Genomic DNA, 21,108 nt, shown 5'->3' with positions numbered 1-21,108 from the left:
ATCCATGAGAATAGGCTTTGAAACTCTTTTGCTTTTTTCCTATAATTAAATATATAGGTTTATAGAAAAGAAAACGTAAGCACATTCCTAAACCGCAGAAAATATAAATTACTAAAGGATTTCTGAAATTTTCTTCGTGTAGGTACATTTTTCAAAGATAATAAGAATCCACTTTTTATCTTTAAAAAGAAAATAATCCCAATATAATATGGAATTTAAAGAAATGGAAATTTGGGTATTTGATAAGAGAGAAAAATCTAGAGGGAATCTTTATGTGGAGCCACTTTCAGAAAATGAATTCAGAATGTCCGATAACGATCTTCTTAATTGCCGATTAACCAAAGGAACTGAATTTAGAACCAGAATCAATAGCAACGGTGATCATGAGATTATCAAAATTCTGAAAGATTCTGAATTTACAACCAGACGTTTTTTATTGTCACCAACTTATAAAGAATCAGATTATAGATTTCTAGGAGAAGAGCTTATTAAACAAGGTGGATTTTGGCAAGTGGATTTTGGCGGTATTCTTACAATCAATATTCCAGAGTTCTTTGAATTTGATGTAGATCAAGTGATGAAAGAGTTGGACTTGAAATTTACAGAGATAATAGAATGACAGAAAAAGAGGTATTAAAAATAGCAAACGATCATATAAATCTAATAAATAAAGAGAATCCATATGCAGATAAAATGAATTATATTTTAACTGAAGCTAAAGAGTATCTTTCAGGATTTTATTTTGATTATGAATTTGAATTAAAGAACAACGAAGAAAACTTAATGTTTGGCGGTGCTCCTGGATTTTTAGTTACGAAAGATAGCGGTAAAGTAATTGATTTAAGTTGGTCTGAATTGAATAAGCTTATAAAATAGAAACTCAAAGTTTCTAGCATTTAACCCCTTTTTTAATATCAAAAAAGACCCTTTCCACATAGAAAGAGTCTTTTATCATTTACCTAGTGCAAAAATATCCTTTAGTTGTTTGATCATTCCTCCGTTACCAGAGATCGTGATTTGACCTACTTTATCGGCTATTTTTTCTACGTATTCCATTTCTTTAAGTTGGAACAAGGTTTTATTCTCCTCCATCAATTTTGCTGCGTTGAGCATCGTTCTTGTTTCCGCCGTTTGTTCACGCCTTAGAATGATATTTGCTTGCGCTTCTTTTTCGGCTACAATTACTTTGTTCATAATTGCCCTCATTTCTCCGGTAAGGATAATGTCCTTGATACCACAATTGCTCACTTCTACACCTAGTCTGCTGGCAACTGTTTCGACATCAGTCTCTACTGCAACTGCGATTTCTTGCTTGTTTTCTAGCAATTCGTCGAGCGTGTAGTTACCTACAAAAGCTCTCAATGCCATTTGCAATGTAGCATACAATTGCTTTTCAAAGTCCTTATTGCTCAATAATGCTTTGTACACATCGGTCACTTTAAAGCTGGCATTGAGCGTCATTCTTATGGTAGCTTTATCTTTAGAAAGCAATTCCTGACCGTTCAATTCTAGTTGTCTCCATCTCATATCGGTAGCAATGGTTTCAATTTTCACAGCATTTCTCCAGAAGTGGTGTGTTCCAGCATTCAGCTCTTTCACACGAGTTCCTTCTGCCATCAAGAGTCCTTTGCAACCGGTTGCGATTTCTACGCTGCGCAAAAACCCCAAGTTTTTCAAGGAATCGTAAAAAGCGACTGGCACATTGTTATCGATGTAGATGGATGTGGTATCCGCTTTCACGAAAGCGAAGTCCACCAAACCTTTCCAGAACACGTACCTACCTGCTGTAAGTACTTCTTGAAGCATACCGTTAACAGTAACCATCAAAATCTCTGTGATTCCTACTTCGATCACGTTTACCATATCGCAAAATTCTTTGTTCTTCAACATCAAATCCATCGCAACTGGTCCTACTTGTTTAACGGACATATCTCTAACGACAACTCTCTCGTTAAAACCGAGCCAGTGCACGCCTGCGATCAATACTCTTTCAAAATTTCCATTTTTCAAGACGATACCTCTGTTACCTTCTCTAATTCTTATTCTTTTCATTAGTTCTAATTATTGTGCTCTTTTTAATGGAGCTGGTTGTTGTTTTAAAAACAGTAAAATCCTATTTCAAAATCACCGAGGAAGTGCAAAACGCATGAAGAGTTCGTGATGTTCTTTTTATATTTCTCTGGTCAACAAAGAATTGATAATCATATCACTCACTCTTTACGAGATTTGCTCTCGCTCAACAATTGAGGTGTCTTTCTTTTACTTCAAGAAGTAACTTCTAGTCACAATAACAGCGATTTTACTGCTGGTGTACCTTTTTAACGCCTAAGGTCATCGGCTCTGGTGGGACATTTTGAGAAGTGTCCCTTTCTTCATACACGCTACATCCTAATTGTAGTGCCTCTACCAATCGGGCCGCAAATCATTAAAGGATTTGACAGGATTCGAACCTGCAAGTGTACTGCTGCTTTATCCTCTTAGCTAACTTGCTCTCGCAAGTGTTGGATTCGAACCAACGTCTTCAGTTTGCGATAGTTTTAAGGTTACTATCAACCTATCTCCCAACAGGATATCAAAATTCCTATACGCTACTGCGCAGGAAATGATACTACCGTGCTATACAGAAACACAGGTTCTAAGTTGGAATGATGTTTTTAAGGCTGTTTCGCTTTCTTTTTTCATTTTTGAAAAAATTGAAGTTTATCCTAAGGAAGCTCAAGGCGAAAGCGGAATAATTAAAAGTCTATTTCTTCTTCTTTTTGCCTTTACTTTTCTTTTTACCCTTCGTTTTTTTAGAATTGGCCTTAATTCTTTTAATCTTCTCCTTTACACGGTTTAATTCTTGGTCTATTTCCCAGTTGAGTTCATCAGTTGCTCTTAAGTAGGCTTGCTCCAGAACTTTTACAGCCAGTCTGTACTTGCCTAGATGTTCTAGAACTTGTCCTAATTGCATGTATAAGAAAGCTTTGTTAGTTCCTTGAATTCCCAGCGCAAAATCAATCAATCGCAATGCTTCATGATATTCTTCATTTAAAATAAGAACCTTAACGTAGCCGGGATAAGCCGTTACTAGATTTAGATTTTTAGATAGTGCTTGCGCATAAAAGTCTTTGGCTGCTGGATAATTCTTTAAATGCTCAGCTTGTAAACGTGCCATTGTATACAGTGTGTAAGCATCTTCAGGATCATAAGCGAGCGCATAGTTTAATGACTCTACGGTTTGTTCTAAATCCCAATTGAACCAGTTTAAGGCTTTGATCAAATAGGTATTATGTGTGATATTGTCCATAACTGTTTTGTTATGAGGTAGATTTTACCTCAATGTTGAGTTACGGATTTTTCTATGTGAATTTTTTATTTGAATTGATCGCATAAAAAAATCCGAAACATGATTTTTTACTTTTTTTCATTTGCTTCGGATTCATTTTATGGAATAGTGTTTATTCAGTAAAAAGAATGCTGAAGTCCTGCCAGCCCTAGAGCTGTAGGAAACTGGTCTTCTAAAGACGAGAATCCTTTAAGTATTTGATTGTATAACATCAACTTCTTGTTTTAATTAATAATGGTGCATTGTTCTTAAATGCGATGCAAATATAATGGTGTATTTTTTTAATTTCCAAATAAAACTGAAATTAATTAATTGAAAATCAAATAGTTATATCTTAATTTAAGCATGAGTTGGTCTGTCCGCTAGTTGCAGATAAAGATCCTTTTTGCTATCGTATTGATAGTGATGGAATTAGGATATGGACTCATTTATTTGTTCGCTCATATTTATTTTGAAAAAAAAATTAAATAACCCACAAAAAAAACGCTTGATGTATAAGATCAAGCGTTTTTCTTTATGTTTTACCTCTTTAAAATAGTTCTAAGGTTCAAAAACAAATCGATAACTACTTGATCTGGAAGATAAAAATCCTCCTAGATCTGTCCAAGAAGGTACTTCCTGACGTGTGTTGTTATATATGCTATTGTTTTTCATGATGCTGCGAATATATAAGATTTTATTCAAATAGTTCATTTTACTATATATGGTTTGATATTAGATTCGCTTTCGCGAAAGCGAAAATTAAACTCATTAATCGATTCATAACTTTTAACGGTTCTCTAATAATAAAAACTTCATGATCGTTGTAAATTTCAAATTATGACTTCCTATCAACGTTACACCATAGTTTATATATTTTTATTATTCATTTTTTCGTCAGTTTCTGGACAAAAGAAATCGCAAGAAAACTCTGGTAACAATTTCCCTAAACTTAGTGACACGATTTCTAATAAAGGAACTTATCAAAATAATCCGATAGGTGAATACAACAAAGCGTTTTATATTCTAGATCGACTGAATGAAAACATAGGTTTGCCACCTAGTAAATTCAATTTTCAATCTCCTCAATCAACTCTAGAGCATTTTATTTTAAGTTGTCGAGAGAAAAATTTTGAAGATGCTGCTTACGCTCTTAATTTGAACCTTTTCCCAAAGGAAGTAACCATTCAAGAAGCGGCAATTTTAGCAGAAAAATTATATTTTGTTATCAATCAGCGTGTAGGGATAGATTGGGATAATATTTCAGATAGACCAGATGGACAGGTTGATATTACCACATCTACTAATGGAGCGATTGCAGGAAACCCAAGGCGTAGTGTTGTTTTTGGTGAGGTAGATCTTGATGGACGAGATGTCGTTTTACGATTACAACGTGTAAAACTGAATGAATTTGGGGCGTTTTGGATGATTTCTTCTAATACGGTAGAAAATGTAGAACCACTTTACGCTGTTTATGGACCACGTAAATTAGATCGTATCATGCCTCAATGGGCTCGTGTCACCGTGTTAAATTTACCATTGTGGAAAGTAGTAGGTACTTTGTTCCTGTTATTTGTGGCTTATTTTTTAGGTAAAGGATTTAGTTATGTCACAAAAAAATTATTGCTCAAATCTGATCGGGCTTGGATGAGAACCATTGCTAACAAAATGGCAAAACCTGCTGGGCTGGCTTTAGGTGTTTTGTTTTTCTATATCACACTTAATAAACTTATTTCCTTTTCTGGACAGTTAGCTAGTACTATTTATGCAGTCCTTTTAATGATAGTCATCTCGTGTATTGCCTGGTTCTTAATGAAATTCATTGATGCGTTTATGACTTATATCGCAGATCATAGAATAGGTGACTCTTCAATGGAAGAAAACTCTCATGCTAGAATGATGATGACCTATATATCAGTCGCTAGAAGGATACTAACTGTGGTCATTATCATTGTAGCCATTTCAGTTATTCTGTCACAATTTAGATCTTTAGAGAAATTGGGTATTTCGCTTTTAGCATCAGCAGGTTTAATAACAATAATTCTAGGTGTAGCCGCACAAAACACTTTAGGAAATATTATTGCTGGAATTCAAATTGCCTTAACAAGACCTGCCAAAATAGGAGATACTCTTTATATACATGATGAATGGGGCTACGTTGAAGATATACGTTTTACCTACATGGTAGTAAGAACATGGGATTCACGTCGCTTAGTTGTGCCATTGAAAGATTTGATATCTAAACCGTTTCAAAATTGGTCAATGACTAACGCGCATCAACTAAGACCTATCACCATCTATGCAGATTATAAAACAGACGTCAATTTGGTAAGAGAAAAGTTTAGTGAGCTTCTCAAAGCTTCGGACGACTATGACGAAGAAAATCCTCCTGTAGTTCAAGTCACAGAGGTGACAGAAAAAGCTATAGGCATAAGAGCATTATGTAGTGCAAAAGACGCCACTACAGCCTGGGATTTACATTGCAGGCTTAGAGAAGAACTGATAAAATTTGTGGCAGAATTAAACGATGGAGCACATCTTGCTAAAAATAGAGTAACTATTGAAAATGAAATTAATCTTGATTGATTTTGTAAATCACATTCTCTTATATTTGAGTTATTAGAGTGTTATATAAAAAGCAAAGTTGATTTTAAACGCACGAGAAGCTCAAGAACATGAACTGCGCAAAGTTGTAGGAAGTGCTATTCCTTTTAATTTAAGAAAAATGAAAGCCTCTGGTTCTTCTGGACTATTTTTAAAATCCTTTATTAATTATAAAAATCCAGAAAAAACGCTATCGATTAATTCTAAATGCAGCTTTGAAAATAGAGTAAACGGAATTTTGCTGAGGTCTAACAATTCAAATGTGCAAATGATGGTGGCTTTACCACTTAACGAGATTTCAAAAATTCAGTTGATAAAAGGAGATGAAATTAATCATTTAAGTACATTTTCACTAGGTGGTGTTTTTCATAAAATAGGTTTGTCATTGCGGTATGCGCGTTACCTATTCCCTTATAGATTCTACCGGATTGATCCTATGGATTTAATTATTTACAGTAAAAATTATAAAATGACTTTTAGAACTAGCGGTTATCAATTTGAAAATCAATTAGATTTTTGGAGGTCTTCTTCTGTCGCAGCAAAACTGGCAATTCTTGATAAGAACGAAGAATGGAATTCAGATAATCTGTAATGCTTTGGTGGTTATTCTTAATCGTTAGTTTAATAATAGGCTATCAAATGACCTTGTTGCAAATACGTAGCGCAAAAGTATACCTTCAAAACGTTATGAAATTTAAACATCATCAGATCATTATCAAAAAAGCAGGCAGCAATGACTTTAATCAAATTCTTCATTTACTAAAAACTGCCGCTCAAACTTTAAAAGATCGCGGTATTGACCAATGGGATTATTGGCTTGATCCGCCTAAAGAACGACTGGAATGGGCGCGAGAAGGATTTATCAATGGTGAATTCTATTTCATCATTTTCAATAACGAGATAATAGGCATGTACCGACTTTGTGAGGAAGATCTATTATACTGGGGCAAACAACAAGAGCTAGCTTACTACATTCATTCTTTGGTAATTCATCCACAATATAAAGGACTTGAAATAGGTAGCTATATCATTAAGCAAATTGAAAAATCAGCTTTAGAAAACGATGTTAGGTTACTAAGACTAGATTGTAATGCTGCAAATTTAGGTCTATGCCAATATTATCTAGATCAAGGTTTTACCGAAGTAGGAGAGAAGCAAATGAAACTTTCCTTAAACAGTCTTTTTGAAAAGCGATTAAATTAGCATGCAATTGTTATCTATTATCAAAGGATAAGAATAAAATCTAGTTGCCGATTTGACTTTGATCACAATAGTAATCTTCTAAAAGATGTGTTTCACAATATTTCTTAGGTTGAATCATTTCTTTGATTTTATTTTTTCCCGTTGTGAAAATTTCAATAAGATTAAAAATGGAGGTGTTTGGAGTATTCATATTATTTAGTGTTTTAATTAGAGTACAAAGATGGTTCGTTTAAACACTTACTTTATAAAATACCATTCCTTTATGATGATACATTGTTCCTGCATTTTAAAATGTTATTAATGTTGGGAATTTGGTAAATTATTATTTTTAGACCTAGTAAATAATACTGGAAAGGTTCTACCACCTTTTTCAATTTTCCCTTTCTTGCATCCGACGAGCTTTTTTGCGAGAGGAATGCATGATGTCCGCTAGGACAATGGGGCTACGGTTTAAGAATTATTCTAAGAACTTCTTTAGATTTCCAGTAATAAAAAAGCTCTTTATCGTTACATAAAGAGCTTTTAAATTTTGTTCTAGTTGTAGAATCTACCTAGAGTTTCGGCTGCGGTTGCGATTGCCTCCACTTTTTGAAGAGGAACTTTTACTTTTAGATCGATTGTTATTTCTTCCCTGAGAGCGACCACGGCCACCACCTTGCTTTTTTAGACTAGGTTCTGCCGCGTCTTCCATTTTAAATTCAAAATCATGATCATCTACTGTAGGAATAGAGGTTCTGATCAGTTTTTCAATGTCTTTTAAGAAAGGACGTTCTTCTAGCATACAGAAAGAAACAGCAAGACCGCTTGCGCCAGCTCTACCAGTTCTACCTATTCTATGTACATAAGATTCTGGTACATTAGGTAAGTCATAGTTAACTACGTAGCTCAATTCATCAATATCGATTCCACGAGCAGCAATATCTGTTGCGATAAGTGCTTGTAAATCTCCATCTTTAAACTGTTGTAAAGCTCTTTGCCTTGCAGCTTGAGATTTATTACCGTGTATAGCGGCACTTTTAATACCAGCTTTATCCAGATCCTTCACTATTTTATTAGCTCCATGTTTAGTTCTAGAAAAAACAAGTGTCGAGTCATTGAGCTCATTGCTCAATAAATCGATCAAGAGTTTGGTCTTATTCTTTTTATTTACATGGTAAATGCGCTGTTCTACTTTTTCGGCAGTAGTTTTTTCTGGTTCAATAGTGACTCTTGCCGGATTTCCTAAAATTTCATTAGAAAGTTTTACGATCGCACTAGGCATGGTTGCACTAAAGAACAATGACTGTCTCTTTTGAGGTAAAAGTTTTAATAACTTCTTGATGTCATGGATAAAACCCATGTCTAGCATTTGGTCTGCTTCGTCCAGTACAAAATGCTCAATATGATCAAGTGTTATGTAGCGCTGGTTGATTAAATCTAATAATCTTCCAGGTGTAGCAACTAGTACGTCTATTCCTTGATGTAAAGCATAAACTTGAGAAGTTTGCTTCACTCCACCAAAGATGACCGTATTTTTAATATCGGTATACTTAGTATAAGCGGTAAAGTTCTCACCTATTTGTATAGCCAGTTCTCTGGTAGGAGTAACCACTAATGTTTTGATGCGTCTTTTACCCTTAGGCGGTGTGCGATTGTATAAATCTTGAACGATGGGAATGGAAAATGCGGCAGTTTTACCTGTTCCAGTCTGTGCACAGCCTAGTAAATCTTTTCCTTCTAATAAAACTGGAATGGCTTGTGCTTGAATAGGTGTAGGACGTTCATATCCTTGGTCTTGCAAAGCTCGCAAGATGGGTTCAACTAACCCTAATTCTTTAAATGTCATGTATTGTATTAAGCTGCAAAGGTAAGCTATTGCAATGGTTCCTAATTAAAACTATGATATAGTTAACTATTGATCAAATAATAACACGGTATTTGTGACTTCTATTAAGTATCAAATAGGTTTTGAGTCTGTTGTTTAGTCCGCTTTCGCGAAAGCGGGATCACAACCATCAAATTACACAGTTTAAAACTATTGAATGGTTAATGAGTAGACTCTGCTAGTACTGTCTTCACAAAGTGAATCGCCATCTTCAAAAGCACCGTCACCATCATTAAACTCTAAAATAACAGGTTCTACGGTTAGAAATACTTCTAAATTATAGCGACCAGCCTGTTGAGGTGTTCCAAAAATAATCAGCTCACGACCGTAAGACTCATAATCCATGCCTCGCGGCAATCCTCTTACAGAAAAATAATAGTAATAATTGTTATCTCGAGGATCGTTATTAATTTCGGCATTCAGGCTGTCTTCATAGTAAGAATTTGTGAAGCCCGTAGTAAATACACGCTGATTTAATTGAGGTCTATTATCAATAATACAGTCTGTCCAAGGATCACAGCTCACTAATAATAAAGACGTAAATGCTAGAAGTAGTAGTTTTTTCATAACCAATGTTTTTATAGACCTATCAAACCGCGTTCCAGTTTTTATTTTGAAACTTGAAGGTAGTTCACATTTATACTTGAAAAAACATGATGTTTGAACCTGTTTCCAAGTGACAGAGGTATGACAAAGGTTTTTGAACTTATCAGGATTAATGAAAGGAAACACGGCAAAACTCAAAACAAAAATTATCAAAAATCTGTTTCTTATTTCAATTGTGCTTTTCTATAAAGACATTACCTTTACCGTTCATATTTTGTAGTTATGATTAATATTACTTTGCCAGACGGCAGTATTAAAGAAATGGAAAGCGGCACGACACCTATGGATGTCGCAATGAGCATCTCACAAGGACTTGCTCGCAACGTAATAAGTGCTAGTTTTAACGGCACTAAAGTAGAGACTAAAACCCCACTTACTGAAGATGGTAGCTTAGTTCTATTTACCTTCAGTAATCCCGAGGGAAAAGAAGCGTTTTGGCATTCTACTTCTCACATAATGGCGCAAGCTATTGAAGAGTTATATCCTGGAGTAAGCCTAACAATAGGACCAGCAATCGATAATGGTTTTTATTACGATATTGATTTCAAAGAACACGCTATATCAGAAAATGATATTCCTAAAATAGAAGCTCGCATGTTAGAAATTGCTCGTGGTAAACATGAGTTTAAGATGCGTAGTGTTTCTAAAGCCGATGCTTTAAAATTCTATAAAGATCAGAATAATCCGTACAAAGTTGAGCTTATAGAAAACTTGACTGATGGAGAGATTACTTTTTGTGATCACGATACGTTTACAGATTTGTGTAGAGGTGGACACGTTCCCAATACAGGAATTATAAAAGCGGTAAAGATTATGAGTATCGCTGGCGCTTACTGGCGTGGTGATGAAAACAATCCGCAGTTGACTCGTATGTATGGAACGTCCTTTCCTAAACAAAAGGACTTAAAAGAATACTTAGAGTTACTAGAAGAAGCTAAAAAGCGTGATCATAGAAAATTAGGTAAAGAATTACAATTATTTACTTTTTCTCAACGTGTAGGTCAAGGTTTACCATTGTGGTTGCCTAAAGGAGCTGCATTAAGAGAGCGATTAGAAGATTTTCTTAAAAAAGCACAGAAGAAGGCAGGTTATGAAATGGTGGTGAGTCCACACATAGGTTCTAAAGAATTATATGTAACTTCTGGTCACTACGAGAAGTATGGAGCAGACTCTTTCCAGCCGATAAAAACTCCTAATGAAGATGAAGAGTTTTTATTAAAACCTATGAACTGTCCGCATCACTGCGAGATATATAAAAGTGCGCAATGGTCTTATAGAGATCTACCAAAACGATTTGCTGAGTTCGGTACGGTTTATCGTTATGAACAAAGCGGTGAGTTGCACGGTTTAACTCGTGTAAGAGGATTTACTCAAGATGATGCGCACATTTTTTGTATGCCAGAGCAGCTCGATGCTGAGTTCAAAGCAGTTATAGATCTGGTTCTTTATGTATTTGGTTCTTTAGGTTTTGAGAATTTTACAGCTCAGGTAAGCATACGCGATCCTAAGAAACCAGAAAAGTATATAGGTGACACTGCAAACTGGGAAATAGCAGAAAATGCGATCATCAGTGCAGCAAAAGATAAAGGTCTTAATTATGTGATTGAAGAAGGTGAAGCTGCCTTTTATGGTCCTAAATTAGACTTTATGGTGAAGGATGCATTAGGTAGAAGCTGGCAGTTAGGAACCATACAAGTAGATTACAATTTACCAGAACGTTTTGATTTATGGTATAAAGGAGCTGACAATGAGTCGCATAGACCTGTCATGATTCACAGAGCGCCATTTGGATCTATGGAAAGATTTATAGCTATTTTATTGGAGCATACTGGCGGTAATTTCCCGCTATGGTTGATGCCAGAGCAATGTACCATACTGTCACTCAGTGAGAAATATGAAAATTATGCTAAAGAGGTAGCAAATTCCCTAGAAATTAACGAAATTCGCACTACAGTTGATAATCGTGCTGAAACCATGGGTAAGAAAATCCGTGAGGCAGAGATGAATAAATTGCCCTATATGCTTATCGTAGGTGAGCAGGAAGAAAAAGATGGCACTATTTCTGTAAGAAAGCATGGTGGAGAAGATTTAGGAGCTATGACAGTAACATCTTTTACTGAATTAGTGAAAAAAGAAATCTCTGAAACTATAAAAACATTTGAAGTTTAATTAAAATTATAAAGTCATAGCAATACGTAGACGCAGAAGCCGTGGTCCGGCTCGAATTATCAAAGAAGACAAGCACGCAATCAATGAAAAGATTCGTGCGAGAAAATTACGATTAGTAGGTGAAGGAGAACCTCGTATCATGGATACTAGAGATGCCTTAAAAGAAGCACAAGAGAAAGAACTGGACTTAGTCGAGATCTCTCCTAATGCAGATCCACCTGTAGCAAAAATCATGGACTACAAAAAGTTTGTCTATGAGCAAAAGAAGCGCGAGAAAGCTATCAAGCAAAATGCTAGTAAGGTAGTAATCAAGGAAATTCGTTTTGGTCCTAACACAGACGACCATGATTATGAATTTAAAAGAAAGCACGCTGAAAAGTTTCTTAAAGAAGGAGCTAAATTAAAAGCATACGTTTTCTTCAAAGGACGTTCTATAATTTATAAAGATCAAGGTGAGATTTTACTTTTAAGATTAGCACAAGATTTAGAAGAACTAGGTAAAGTAGAACAAATGCCTAAAATGGAAGGTAAGCGTATGAATATGTTTATCGCTCCAAAGAAAAAATAAATAATTTCTTGAGATTTCACAATTAATGTGAGGTCTTTACAGAGAAAAAAATTACTTTTGCAGTCCTCAATTGAGGACTGTTTTTTTATGTCTTGATTTAAATGGATTTAATTTTGATTATCAAATTTATAATCTTTTTGTTTTGAGGTTGTTAGATCAGTTAAATTGAGGTTGCGAGAATTTAAAAAAGGAAATTATGCCTAAGATGAAAACAAAATCTAGTGCTAAGAAGCGTTTTAAGCTTACTGGCTCTGGAAAGATCAAAAGAAAACACGCTTTTAAAAGTCACATCCTGACTAAGAAAAGTAAGAAACGTAAGCTTGCTTTAACGCACTCTACATTAGTGCACAAAGCAGACGAGCCTAATATCAAGTTACAGTTAAACCTTAAATAAGGAAACTTGTAAACCTTGATGGTTTATTAATTATCACAATAACCCAATAGTAGCGCACAATAAAAGTATCTAGAAATGGATCGCCTGCTGTTAAAAAATTAAAATTATGCCTAGATCAGTAAACGCCGTAGCTCGTAGAGCTCGCAGAAAAAAAGTCCTCAAGCAGGCAAAAGGTTACTTCGGACGTCGTAAAAACGTATGGACAGTAGCAAAGAACGCAGTAGAGAAAGCAATGTCTTACTCTTACCGTGATAGAAGAAACAAGAAAAGAACATTCCGTAGATTATGGATCACGCGTATCAACGCTGGTGCTCGTATGCATGGAATGAGCTACTCACAGTTTATGGGAGCAGTGAAGAAGAACAACATCGAGTTAAATCGTAAAGTTCTTGCAGATCTTGCAATGAATCACCCAGAAGCTTTTGAAGCAGTAGTAAACAAAGTAAAATAATTTGGTGTAAAAACCTCTCGCAAATTAAAAATCCTCATCAGTAATGATGGGGATTTTTTTATTTCTGATTTTGTCCAATCTCATCACGCAACCTTTTCAATAGAATAGCATCTATTAATAAAGACAATCATGAAAAAATCAATATTTATTGTATTTATTACAGCTGTTTTTCTTTCTTGTGATACAGATGGGACAATGAGTTCTTTAAACGCAGGTTTTGACAACGAATTTCAAGGGAATCAATATAATGATACAGGAGAGAATCCATTTATTTTAACTTCAGAAGAAGCTATCTCTACTTTTTCTATTGATGCAGACGGCGGATCTTATGCTAACAGTAGAAGGATTCTCCAAACGGAGAATAGAATCCCTATTGCAAATGCTATAAGAATCGAAGAATTCATCAATTATTTTGATATGCAATATGATGATGACTCTTCTACGAGACCTATTACATTAAACGGTGAGGTCACCTCTTGTCCATGGAATACAGATCATAGATTAGCTAGAATAGGTGTAAAAGGACGTGATATAGATTTAGATAATGCACCAGCTACAAATTATGTTTTTTTGATAGACGTTTCGGGAAGTATGTCTAGTGTTAATAAATTAGATATTCTCAAACAAGGATTTGAATTGCTTACCGATCAATTAACAGCAAATGATAGGATTTCAATTGTTACCTATGCAGGAAGTAATAGTGTTGTTTTATCTGGTGTTTCTGGTGACCAACATACTACTATAAAAAATGCCATACAATATCTAGGTTCTGGTGGTGGAACAGCAGGAGCTAGCGGAATCATTACAGCTTATGAAATAGCGCAAAACAATTTTATTCCAAATGGGAACAATCGTATTATTCTAGGAACTGACGGTGACTTTAATATAGGAATAAGCGATCAAGATTCCTTGATATCATTAATAGAAGATAAGCGAGAAAGTGGCGTTTATTTAACTGTTTTAGGTGTAGGCTACGGAAATCTAAATGAAGGAACTTTAGAACAAATTGCAAATAAAGGAAATGGTACTTATGAATACATCGATAAGGTAGCGCAACTAGAAAAAGTCTTTATTCATGAACGCAATAAATTCTATACAGCAGCAAAAGATGTAAAAATCCAAATCGAATTTAGCCCAGATGAGGTAGAGTCTTATCGATTAATAGGTTATGAGAATAGAATACTAGGTACTGAAGATTTTAATGACGATACAGAGGATGCTGGCGAAATAGGAAGAGGTCAGTCCATAACCGCTCTTTATGAAATAGTACCTTCTTCCACAGCGAGTAACCAGGCATTGCCTAGTCTTAAGGTTAATGCGAGGTATAAAGAAGCTACAGGAACAAGCAGCAATTTGCTTATCCATGAAATTATAGACGAGAACCTTTCTTTTGATTTAGGAACAGACGCGCATCGATTTAGTGCTGGAATTGCAGCATTTACATTGGTTATGAGAGATTCACAATATAGGGGTAACGCAACTTATTTGATGAGTAGTTCTTTACTTCAGCAAGCTTCCATGAATGATCCTCATGGTTATAAATCAGAACTAGAACAATTAGTACAATTAGCTAGTGGTTTTTAGACCAGTTGTTTTTATTTAATACATTTATAAAGCCTTAATCATTTAACGATTAAGGCTTTTGAGCTCTTAGTTTTAGAAACACCGCAATGGTAAATTTCTATCTCAAAAATTAATTTAAATGCTGAGTTGGATTAAGATCCCGCTTTCGCGAAAGCAGAATTAAAAACAACTTTACACAAGCTTTATTAATTGATGTTATAAATACCACTTATATTAAGGTTCACGAACTGTCCAGCACTTATTTGTGTGTTGAGATTCCACTTAGGAGTCCATTGATAAGCGGCACCTAGGTCTACTTTAAAAGAATTCCTAGTCTCACTTAAAGTGGTGAGTACATCGTTGAAAAGGTCAAAAAACAAGCTGCGTTCTCCTACAAGACTATAATCTACCCAGCTGCTATTATAATTCACAGCACTGGATAAAGTCCACTTGTTAAAATCTTTACTTACCACGATACCTGTATTGATGGAATGAAAATCAATTAAAGAACCAGTAATGGTTGCAAGGTTATCTCCTCCATCAGTAGGCGCAAGGTCTAATGGCTCATTATAATCGAGGTTCAAATCAGTCAGATTATAATTTGCGTAAAATGCAATCTCAACCGATCTATTTTCTTTAAAGAAATACTGTGATAAGTTATGCTTGAGGCCTAATCCATATACCGCATAATAAGAATTATCAAATTTTATTTGTGGGACTAAACGTATAGTGGCTTCCGTTTCTTTCCATAAGCCTATCTGACCTTGTACGTAAGGAAGTGCAAAAAAATCGGTATCCAAACCAGAAAAAGCTTGAAATTCATAGGTTTCACCTTCAATTGTAAAGTCAAAAAAGTCCAAACCTCTTCCTCCTAAAGTAGTAGGTATGCTAGCCTGGTCACCTTCTCTAATATCTACATTAAGAAAGTCAGTGTCTCTAACCGTAAAGTTCTTTTTATTACTAGAAAAAGGCAAGCCGCTGATTCCTACAGAAACATTTACTTTAAATTTATCTAACGACTTTGCGGTATGAAACCATCCTGCACCAGTTTGCATGACGCTAGCTTCGGTCGCAGGTTCATTGAAACCATCAAGAATAAAAAGAATATCAGTTAGTACATTCTCTACATCATTTTGAGATTTTGATTCATTCATGCTGAGCAATAAACAAACAAATAAGCTGAAAGTAAGGTATGTTTTCATATGGTGGTTTGGTGTTAAATGTACAATTCTTAAAGGACTGATAGTTAGTTTTTAATCATTTAGTTATTCATTAAGTAAGAACGACACACCAGTTTCTATAGAGAAGCTATTGTGGCCTGAGTTGGGACTTGCAAGTTGTGCGTTAGACGTATGTCTCAAGCTTGCTCTAAAATCCCAACGTAATTTATTAAAACGATAAGATGTTCCTAAACCGATTACGTCAGAAAATGTAAAGCCTTGTCTTAGTCGCTCTGTACTTTCTGTTGAGATTTGAGGACCTACGGCTCCTATAGCATATAGACTCCAGCTATCAGTAAGGTTATACCTAGCTTGTAATCCTAAGTGTAAGGTGAATTCCTCATAATCGTTAGATTGTAAAAAGCGTTCCCTTAATTCTTCAAAATTATCAAAATCCTCTGGTTTAATGTAAAAGAGATTGAGCAATTGATGTGTGGTCTGATAATAGGTAGGCTGCGCCAGTAGTTCAAAACTCCAGTTGCCACTAGTTTTTACTACATGGGTAAGCTGGATGTTTATGAATTTGTTATCGTGAGAATAATCAGGATCATTTCCTAAAAAGCTTTCTTGAGAAGAAGTGCCTAAATGTAAGCCTATGCTAGAGATAAAATTTTTTGAATTAGATTCTTGTGCTATAGAATAATTAGAACACCAAACCATATTTACTATCAAAAGCATTATGCTTCTATAGTTCAAACTGATTAATTTTATGAAAGGGCTGATTGTTGTAGTATTATAATTTTAAGAGGCTAAAGTAAGTAAAAGTTGCAAGTTGTATTAAATATCTGCTTAATTTGTAGACGGTAAAGTAGAAATAGAACCTTTGTAATATTAAAATTGAACTGTTTATTTTTATACCGAGTAATCCATTTGAATGATTAAAATTAAAAAGAATAAAAAACCTTGGCCTACTCGTGATGCGATGCAACAAGTTTATGAACTAAATTTATGGGGAGAAAATGGAGGTGAATTTTATTCTGGAGAAGGTTCTCATAATCCTTATATCATTGCACCATATATAAAATGTGTATCTCAATTTTTAAATTCTTTTGAAGAGCCTATTAGTATTTGCGATTTAGGTTGTGGAGATTTTAATATAGGTAAAGAGTTTGTCGATTTATGTAAATCTTACACTGCGGTAGATATAGTTCCAGAACTCATATCGCGGAATAAAAAATATTTTAAAGAAGCTAATTTGTCTTTTCAATGTATAGATATTGCTAAGGATCAACTTCCTAAAGCAGATTGCGTCATCATAAGACAAGTATTGCAACATTTATCTAATAATGAAATAAAGCAAATTGTCAATAAACTGCCTACATATAGGTATATTATTTTAACAGAGCATTTACCAGAAGGCGCTTTTGTTCCTAATCTAGATATCATATCGGGACAAGGCATTAGAATTAAGAAGAAAAGTGGTGTCGATCTTTTGGCAGAGCCGTTTAATTTAAAAGTTAAAAAATCCAGTATTCTAGAACAAACGCAACTCAAAAATCACAAAGGGATTATTTCTACCGCGTTATATGAAATGTTTTGATAAAAAGGCATGATATATTTATCGCAGCCACTTTGTCATTTTTGGAAACTGAGCCGTGGTAGTCATGCTCATCCATTCTAACATGGGCAATCCTAAATAATTTTTATTCTCAAATTGATCTATCAACCATTGTGATTGCTTTTTGTAACCATTAGGGTGAAAAACAACTTTGAGATCTAAATTTAAATGTTTGCATGCTGCATAAGACCAACAGATGGCTGTTATTTCATCAGCATCTGTAGGCCATTCTTCATTCATATTTTCTGAACCGATGAGCGATCTCTCGCTTTCTTGAGTCACAGCAATGTGTCCAGCTTCATGAAGAAGGTCTCCAGGAAATTTGAGAAGGTCATGATCTACTAAAACACGATTTCCTAAAAGACTCAGCCCAGGAAGAAAAGTCTCCTTTGATAATTTAGTCTGCTTTACCTCTATACCTATTTCATTTAAAAAACCTATAATGGTATCCAGATTGTTTTGATTCATAATGTCTTATTAGATAGTAATTATAAAAGTAGGATAAATTCTTAGAAGTAATTCCGCTTTCGCGAAAGCGGAACCAAAACAATTAATTATTAAGTGTAAAATGCTAGATACCAAAAGATTAATATTTAAAAGGTGATTTGACCTTTTTACAAAATTGCTCTTTAAATACCTCTCATTTTGTGATTTGTACAAAAATCAATCCATTCAAAGATTGATTTTTATAAACGAATAAAAGGTTTCTCCATATAGTTTTGGATTATCAAATCAAATTATTATGAGAAAATTATTTGTTAGTACCGTTGCGCTACTTTTTTTAAATTTTTTAAACGCGCAGGATCTTTTTGCATGCAAACATCAAAAGGATTCACTTCCATCGCAAACTTCCTCCTTTGAAAATCCATATGTTAAAATAGGAATAGGTTACTGGTTGCCTAAAGGTGATTTATCAAACTTTATTGACAACTCCCCATTATTTGAGCTCGCTTTTGTGATACCAGAATCTAAGAAAAATCGCTCTTTTGAAATTGGAGTTCAACTAGGTGTTCCAGAGCAGCGTAGGTTTTTTATTCTGCAAGATAATGGCAATACCTTTGACATTGAAGCGACTTCAATCGTTAACGGTTTCATTAAATTGAATAAGTATGTTGTGCAAAAGCCTAAGGGAAGATTAGGTCTAGGAATTTCACTCGGTATAGCGGCCATTTTTGTGGATCCTGTAGAAAGTAGTGGAGCACAAGCCTTAGATTACGATAGTATCAACTCAGTTCTAGTTGCACCAGGATTAACTTATGATGTTACGCTCAAGGATAACTCAATGTTCCAATTTTCATTTGATGTGCAATACACACCTTTTAAAATGGAACGAGCAGTAACAAAAGATTTGAGTTCGTTTACTTTGTTGCCTAAGTTGTCTTATAGGTTTTGAGAAGTATAAAAAGATGTCTGAAAACTGGTCCTCTCTAAAATTGATACATGGAACTTGTCAAAATCGTTTTGAAACCAATAGACTTGAACTTCGAAAAGCTCAGTTTGACATTTTGAAATGAAATAAAAAAGTCCTCATCAATCGATGAGGACTTAAATATCATAAAAAGCGATCAATTATTTTCTTTTGATCACTTTTTCAGCTTTAAGAGCTATGTTTTCGGCATTAAGACCGTATTTTTCTAATAACTGTGCTGGAGTACCACTTTCACCAAAAGTATCATTAGTGGCAACAAACTCCTGTGGAGTAGGATGATGAAGAGAAAGAGTTCTCGCCACACTTTCACCTAAACCGCCTAGATAATTATGCTCTTCAGCAGTAACGATGCAACCAGTTTTTTGAACTGATTTAATGATCGCTTCCTCATCTAGAGGTTTGATGGTGTGAATATTAATCACCTCTGCACTGATGCCTTTTTCATGAAGAGTTTTGGCAGCTTCTAGTGCTTCCCAAACTAAATGTCCTGTTGCTACGATGGTAACATCAGTTCCTTCTTGAAGTTGTACCGCTTTACCTATTTCAAAAGTTCCATTTTCTGGAGTGAAATTAGCTACTTTAGGACGTCCGAATCTTAAATAAACTGGTCCGTGATGCTTTGCGATAGCTAGTGTTGCTGCTTTAGTCTGATTGTAATCACAAGTGTTGATTACAGTCATTCCAGGTAACATTTTCATTAACCCTATATCTTCAAGAATCTGGTGTGTTGCACCATCTTCACCTAGAGTTAATCCAGAGTGAGAAGCACATATTTTTACATTCTTGTCTGAGTAAGCGATACTTTGTCTTATCTGGTCATAAACACGCCCTGTAGAAAAGTTTGCAAAAGTTCCCGTAAAAGGAATTTTTCCTCCTATGGTCATTCCTGCTGCCATTCCCATCATGTTTGCTTCGGCAATCCCTACTTGAAAGAAACGATCTGGATGATTGTTTGCAAAAGCATTCATTTTAAGCGAGCCAGTAAGATCTGCACAAAGTGCTACAACATCTTTATTAGTTTGACCTAGTTCAGTTAAGCCATCACCAAAACCTGATCTCGTGTCTTTATTTCCTGTGTTTTCGTAAATTTTCATATCTAAAATCTGCTGGGCAGATGTTGTTTTAATTAATAGTCTCCTAAAGTTTCTGGATTTTGGCTCAATGCCTCAGCGAGTTGCTCGTCGTTAGGAGCGATTCCATGCCAGGCGTGAGATCCCATCATAAAATCTACCCCATTACCCATTTCAGTATGAAGAAGGATACAAACAGGTTTTCCTTTACCGCTTAAGGATTTTGCTTTGTTAATTCCATCAAGAATGGCATCTACATCATTCCCTTTTTCAATGGTAACCACATCCCAACCAAAAGCCGTGAACTTATTACTTAAATCTCCTAAAGCAAGAACTTGATCTGTACTTCCGTCGATTTGCTGGCCATTCACATCTACTGTTGCAATTAGGTTATCTACTTTATTTGCAGCAGCATACATCGCAGCTTCCCAGATTTGACCTTCTTGAAGTTCACCATCACCATGAAGTGTATATACCATTTTATCATCGCCGTTTAATTTCTTAACAGCTGCGGCACCTATAGCAACGCTCATTCCTTGACCTAAAGAACCACTTGCAATACGCACTCCAGGTAAACCTTCATGAGTGGTAGGGTGACCTTGAAGTCTAGTATTCAATTTTCTAAAAGTACTCAATTCTTCTACAGGAAAATATCCTGCTCTTGCAAGAACACTATAGAAAACTGGAGAAATATGACCGTTAGAAAGGAAGAATAAATCTTCATTTACACCGTCCATTTGAAAGGATGGATCATGATCCATAACCTCATTGTATAAGGTTACTAGAAATTCTGTGCAACCTAGTGATCCACCAGGATGGCCACTGCTTACTGCGTGAACTTGTCTAACGATATCACGTCTTACTTGCGTTACTAAATCTTTTAAGTGCTGTGTATCAGCCATTTTAGGGTTTTTTAATGATCTTTTCAAAAATACTCTTATTGAATAACTCATTAAATAATTATCTCAGTCAGTTATTAACGATATCCTATGTTTTTGTGAACAATACATTTAAAAAACAAAATCAAAATCAAAAGGATAAAAAAATAATTTTGAGAAAGTATCAACCGATCCCTGATAAATTTAGAAACATCTTTTCGATT

The 21,108-nt window shown here is 35.0% G+C and carries 21 protein-coding genes; 12 read left to right on the top strand and 9 right to left on the bottom strand.

Annotated elements, in window-relative coordinates; translation table 11 throughout:
• Positions 1 to 208: 208 nt before the first annotated feature.
• Both DDD_RS01125 and DDD_RS01120 read left to right on the top strand, forming a co-directional pair.
• Positions 209 to 619, top strand: a complete 411-nt coding sequence (locus DDD_RS01125) for a hypothetical protein (RefSeq protein ID WP_015360868.1) — start codon at positions 209 to 211, stop codon at positions 617 to 619.
• A complete protein-coding gene (locus tag DDD_RS01120; RefSeq protein ID WP_015360867.1) occupies positions 616 to 876 on the top strand; it encodes a hypothetical protein in 261 nt (86 codons plus the stop codon). Before DDD_RS01125 ends, DDD_RS01120 begins: the two co-directional genes overlap by 4 nt.
• 75 nt (positions 877 to 951) lie before the next feature.
• Here DDD_RS01120 and DDD_RS01115 read toward each other — a convergent pair whose 3' ends face one another.
• A complete protein-coding gene (locus DDD_RS01115; RefSeq protein ID WP_015360866.1) occupies positions 952 to 2,052 on the bottom strand; it encodes a slipin family protein in 1,101 nt (366 codons plus the stop codon).
• A 691-nt stretch (positions 2,053 to 2,743) separates the two neighbouring features.
• Complete coding sequence (locus tag DDD_RS01110; RefSeq protein ID WP_015360865.1) at positions 2,744 to 3,289, bottom strand: peptide chain release factor-like protein; 546 nt, start codon at positions 3,287 to 3,289, stop codon at positions 2,744 to 2,746.
• A gap of 858 nt (positions 3,290 to 4,147) precedes the next feature.
• On the opposite strand from DDD_RS01110, the gene DDD_RS01105 reads away from it, so the two are divergent.
• From DDD_RS01105 to DDD_RS01095, 3 genes are read left to right on the top strand one after another with little or no spacing between them, the layout of a single operon-like run.
• A complete protein-coding gene (locus tag DDD_RS01105; RefSeq protein WP_015360863.1) occupies positions 4,148 to 5,893 on the top strand; it encodes a mechanosensitive ion channel family protein in 1,746 nt (581 codons plus the stop codon).
• 58 nt (positions 5,894 to 5,951) lie between these two features.
• A complete protein-coding gene (locus DDD_RS01100) occupies positions 5,952 to 6,503 on the top strand; it encodes a hypothetical protein (protein ID WP_015360862.1) in 552 nt (183 codons plus the stop codon).
• A complete protein-coding gene (locus tag DDD_RS01095; RefSeq protein WP_015360861.1) occupies positions 6,503 to 7,114 on the top strand; it encodes a GNAT family N-acetyltransferase in 612 nt (203 codons plus the stop codon). The genes DDD_RS01100 and DDD_RS01095 overlap by 1 nt, the downstream gene beginning before the upstream one ends.
• A gap of 547 nt (positions 7,115 to 7,661) precedes the next feature.
• Here DDD_RS01095 and DDD_RS01090 read toward each other — a convergent pair.
• Both DDD_RS01090 and DDD_RS01085 read right to left on the bottom strand, forming a co-directional pair.
• Complete coding sequence (locus DDD_RS01090) at positions 7,662 to 8,939, bottom strand: DEAD/DEAH box helicase (RefSeq protein ID WP_015360859.1); 1,278 nt, start codon at positions 8,937 to 8,939, stop codon at positions 7,662 to 7,664.
• Between the two features lie 189 nt (positions 8,940 to 9,128).
• A complete protein-coding gene (locus DDD_RS01085) occupies positions 9,129 to 9,545 on the bottom strand; it encodes a hypothetical protein (protein WP_015360858.1) in 417 nt (138 codons plus the stop codon).
• 261 nt (positions 9,546 to 9,806) lie between these two features.
• Here DDD_RS01085 and thrS point away from each other — a divergent pair, with 261 nt between their 5' ends.
• The 5 genes from thrS to DDD_RS01060 all read left to right on the top strand — a co-directional run bounded on the left by thrS (position 9,807) and on the right by DDD_RS01060 (position 14,750).
• Positions 9,807 to 11,753, top strand: coding sequence for a threonine--tRNA ligase (gene thrS, locus DDD_RS01080; protein ID WP_015360856.1), 1,947 nt, complete (start codon positions 9,807 to 9,809; stop codon positions 11,751 to 11,753).
• 58 nt (positions 11,754 to 11,811) lie between these two features.
• On the top strand, positions 11,812 to 12,321 hold the full coding sequence (infC, locus tag DDD_RS01075) for a translation initiation factor IF-3 (protein ID WP_083892360.1): 510 nt from the start codon (positions 11,812 to 11,814) through the stop codon (positions 12,319 to 12,321).
• Between the two features lie 196 nt (positions 12,322 to 12,517).
• Positions 12,518 to 12,715 (top strand): 50S ribosomal protein L35, encoded by a 198-nt coding sequence (gene rpmI / locus DDD_RS01070; protein WP_041566826.1) that lies wholly within the window; start codon positions 12,518 to 12,520, stop codon positions 12,713 to 12,715.
• Positions 12,716 to 12,821: 106 nt separating this feature from the next.
• Entirely contained in the window at positions 12,822 to 13,166 is a 345-nt protein-coding gene (rplT, locus tag DDD_RS01065) for a 50S ribosomal protein L20 (protein ID WP_015360853.1), read from the top strand.
• A 129-nt stretch (positions 13,167 to 13,295) separates the two neighbouring features.
• Complete coding sequence (locus tag DDD_RS01060; RefSeq protein ID WP_015360852.1) at positions 13,296 to 14,750, top strand: vWA domain-containing protein; 1,455 nt, start codon at positions 13,296 to 13,298, stop codon at positions 14,748 to 14,750.
• A gap of 185 nt (positions 14,751 to 14,935) precedes the next feature.
• Here DDD_RS01060 and DDD_RS01055 read toward each other — a convergent pair whose 3' ends face one another.
• Positions 14,936 to 15,931 carry a DUF6588 family protein gene (locus DDD_RS01055; RefSeq protein WP_015360851.1) on the bottom strand — a complete coding sequence of 332 codons (996 nt, stop codon included), beginning with the start codon at positions 15,929 to 15,931 and terminating at the stop codon, positions 14,936 to 14,938.
• Positions 15,932 to 15,994: 63 nt separating this feature from the next.
• A complete protein-coding gene (locus DDD_RS01050) occupies positions 15,995 to 16,627 on the bottom strand; it encodes an acyloxyacyl hydrolase (RefSeq protein ID WP_015360850.1) in 633 nt (210 codons plus the stop codon).
• A 196-nt stretch (positions 16,628 to 16,823) separates the two neighbouring features.
• Here DDD_RS01050 and DDD_RS01045 point away from each other — a divergent pair, with 196 nt between their 5' ends.
• Positions 16,824 to 17,489 carry a class I SAM-dependent methyltransferase gene (locus DDD_RS01045; protein ID WP_015360849.1) on the top strand — a complete coding sequence of 222 codons (666 nt, stop codon included), beginning with the start codon at positions 16,824 to 16,826 and terminating at the stop codon, positions 17,487 to 17,489.
• An 18-nt stretch (positions 17,490 to 17,507) separates the two neighbouring features.
• Here DDD_RS01045 and DDD_RS01040 read toward each other — a convergent pair whose 3' ends face one another.
• Positions 17,508 to 17,975, bottom strand: coding sequence for a hypothetical protein (locus DDD_RS01040; RefSeq protein WP_015360848.1), 468 nt, complete (start codon positions 17,973 to 17,975; stop codon positions 17,508 to 17,510).
• A 274-nt stretch (positions 17,976 to 18,249) separates the two neighbouring features.
• Here DDD_RS01040 and DDD_RS01035 point away from each other — a divergent pair, with 274 nt between their 5' ends.
• Positions 18,250 to 18,900 carry a hypothetical protein gene (locus DDD_RS01035; protein WP_015360846.1) on the top strand — a complete coding sequence of 217 codons (651 nt, stop codon included), beginning with the start codon at positions 18,250 to 18,252 and terminating at the stop codon, positions 18,898 to 18,900.
• A gap of 176 nt (positions 18,901 to 19,076) precedes the next feature.
• On the opposite strand, the gene DDD_RS01030 is transcribed toward DDD_RS01035, so the two are convergent.
• Together DDD_RS01030 and DDD_RS01025 are read right to left on the bottom strand one after the other, a co-directional pair.
• Positions 19,077 to 20,030 carry a transketolase family protein gene (locus tag DDD_RS01030; RefSeq protein ID WP_015360845.1) on the bottom strand — a complete coding sequence of 318 codons (954 nt, stop codon included), beginning with the start codon at positions 20,028 to 20,030 and terminating at the stop codon, positions 19,077 to 19,079.
• A gap of 32 nt (positions 20,031 to 20,062) precedes the next feature.
• Positions 20,063 to 20,908 (bottom strand): transketolase, encoded by an 846-nt coding sequence (locus DDD_RS01025; protein WP_015360844.1) that lies wholly within the window; start codon positions 20,906 to 20,908, stop codon positions 20,063 to 20,065.
• Positions 20,909 to 21,108 lie beyond the last annotated feature (200 nt).

This window comes from Nonlabens dokdonensis DSW-6, assembly GCF_000332115.1.
In the GTDB taxonomy this organism is placed as follows: Bacteria; Bacteroidota; Bacteroidia; order Flavobacteriales; family Flavobacteriaceae; genus Nonlabens; species Nonlabens dokdonensis.
This window is presented reverse-complemented; position numbering and strand designations above follow the sequence as displayed.

Bases quoted from the DNA above. Each gene is read 5' to 3' on its own strand.
- DDD_RS01125 (WP_015360868.1), top strand. From the start codon at position 209: ATGGAATTTAAAGAAATGGAAATTTGGGTATTTGATAAGAGAGAAAAA.
- DDD_RS01120 (WP_015360867.1), top strand. From the start codon at position 616: ATGACAGAAAAAGAGGTATTAAAAATAGCAAACGATCATATAAATCTA.
- DDD_RS01115 (WP_015360866.1), bottom strand. From the start codon at position 2,052: ATGAAAAGAATAAGAATTAGAGAAGGTAACAGAGGTATCGTCTTGAAA.
- DDD_RS01110 (WP_015360865.1), bottom strand. From the start codon at position 3,289: ATGGACAATATCACACATAATACCTATTTGATCAAAGCCTTAAACTGG.
- DDD_RS01105 (WP_015360863.1), top strand. From the start codon at position 4,148: ATGACTTCCTATCAACGTTACACCATAGTTTATATATTTTTATTATTC.
- DDD_RS01095 (WP_015360861.1), top strand. From the start codon at position 6,503: ATGCTTTGGTGGTTATTCTTAATCGTTAGTTTAATAATAGGCTATCAA.
- DDD_RS01090 (WP_015360859.1), bottom strand. From the start codon at position 8,939: ATGACATTTAAAGAATTAGGGTTAGTTGAACCCATCTTGCGAGCTTTG.
- DDD_RS01085 (WP_015360858.1), bottom strand. From the start codon at position 9,545: ATGAAAAAACTACTACTTCTAGCATTTACGTCTTTATTATTAGTGAGC.
- thrS (WP_015360856.1), top strand. From the start codon at position 9,807: ATGATTAATATTACTTTGCCAGACGGCAGTATTAAAGAAATGGAAAGC.
- rpmI (WP_041566826.1), top strand. From the start codon at position 12,518: ATGCCTAAGATGAAAACAAAATCTAGTGCTAAGAAGCGTTTTAAGCTT.
- rplT (WP_015360853.1), top strand. From the start codon at position 12,822: ATGCCTAGATCAGTAAACGCCGTAGCTCGTAGAGCTCGCAGAAAAAAA.
- DDD_RS01060 (WP_015360852.1), top strand. From the start codon at position 13,296: ATGAAAAAATCAATATTTATTGTATTTATTACAGCTGTTTTTCTTTCT.
- DDD_RS01055 (WP_015360851.1), bottom strand. From the start codon at position 15,931: ATGAAAACATACCTTACTTTCAGCTTATTTGTTTGTTTATTGCTCAGC.
- DDD_RS01050 (WP_015360850.1), bottom strand. From the start codon at position 16,627: ATGCTTTTGATAGTAAATATGGTTTGGTGTTCTAATTATTCTATAGCA.
- DDD_RS01045 (WP_015360849.1), top strand. From the start codon at position 16,824: ATGATTAAAATTAAAAAGAATAAAAAACCTTGGCCTACTCGTGATGCG.
- DDD_RS01040 (WP_015360848.1), bottom strand. From the start codon at position 17,975: ATGAATCAAAACAATCTGGATACCATTATAGGTTTTTTAAATGAAATA.
- DDD_RS01035 (WP_015360846.1), top strand. From the start codon at position 18,250: ATGAGAAAATTATTTGTTAGTACCGTTGCGCTACTTTTTTTAAATTTT.
- DDD_RS01030 (WP_015360845.1), bottom strand. From the start codon at position 20,030: ATGAAAATTTACGAAAACACAGGAAATAAAGACACGAGATCAGGTTTT.
- DDD_RS01025 (WP_015360844.1), bottom strand. From the start codon at position 20,908: ATGGCTGATACACAGCACTTAAAAGATTTAGTAACGCAAGTAAGACGT.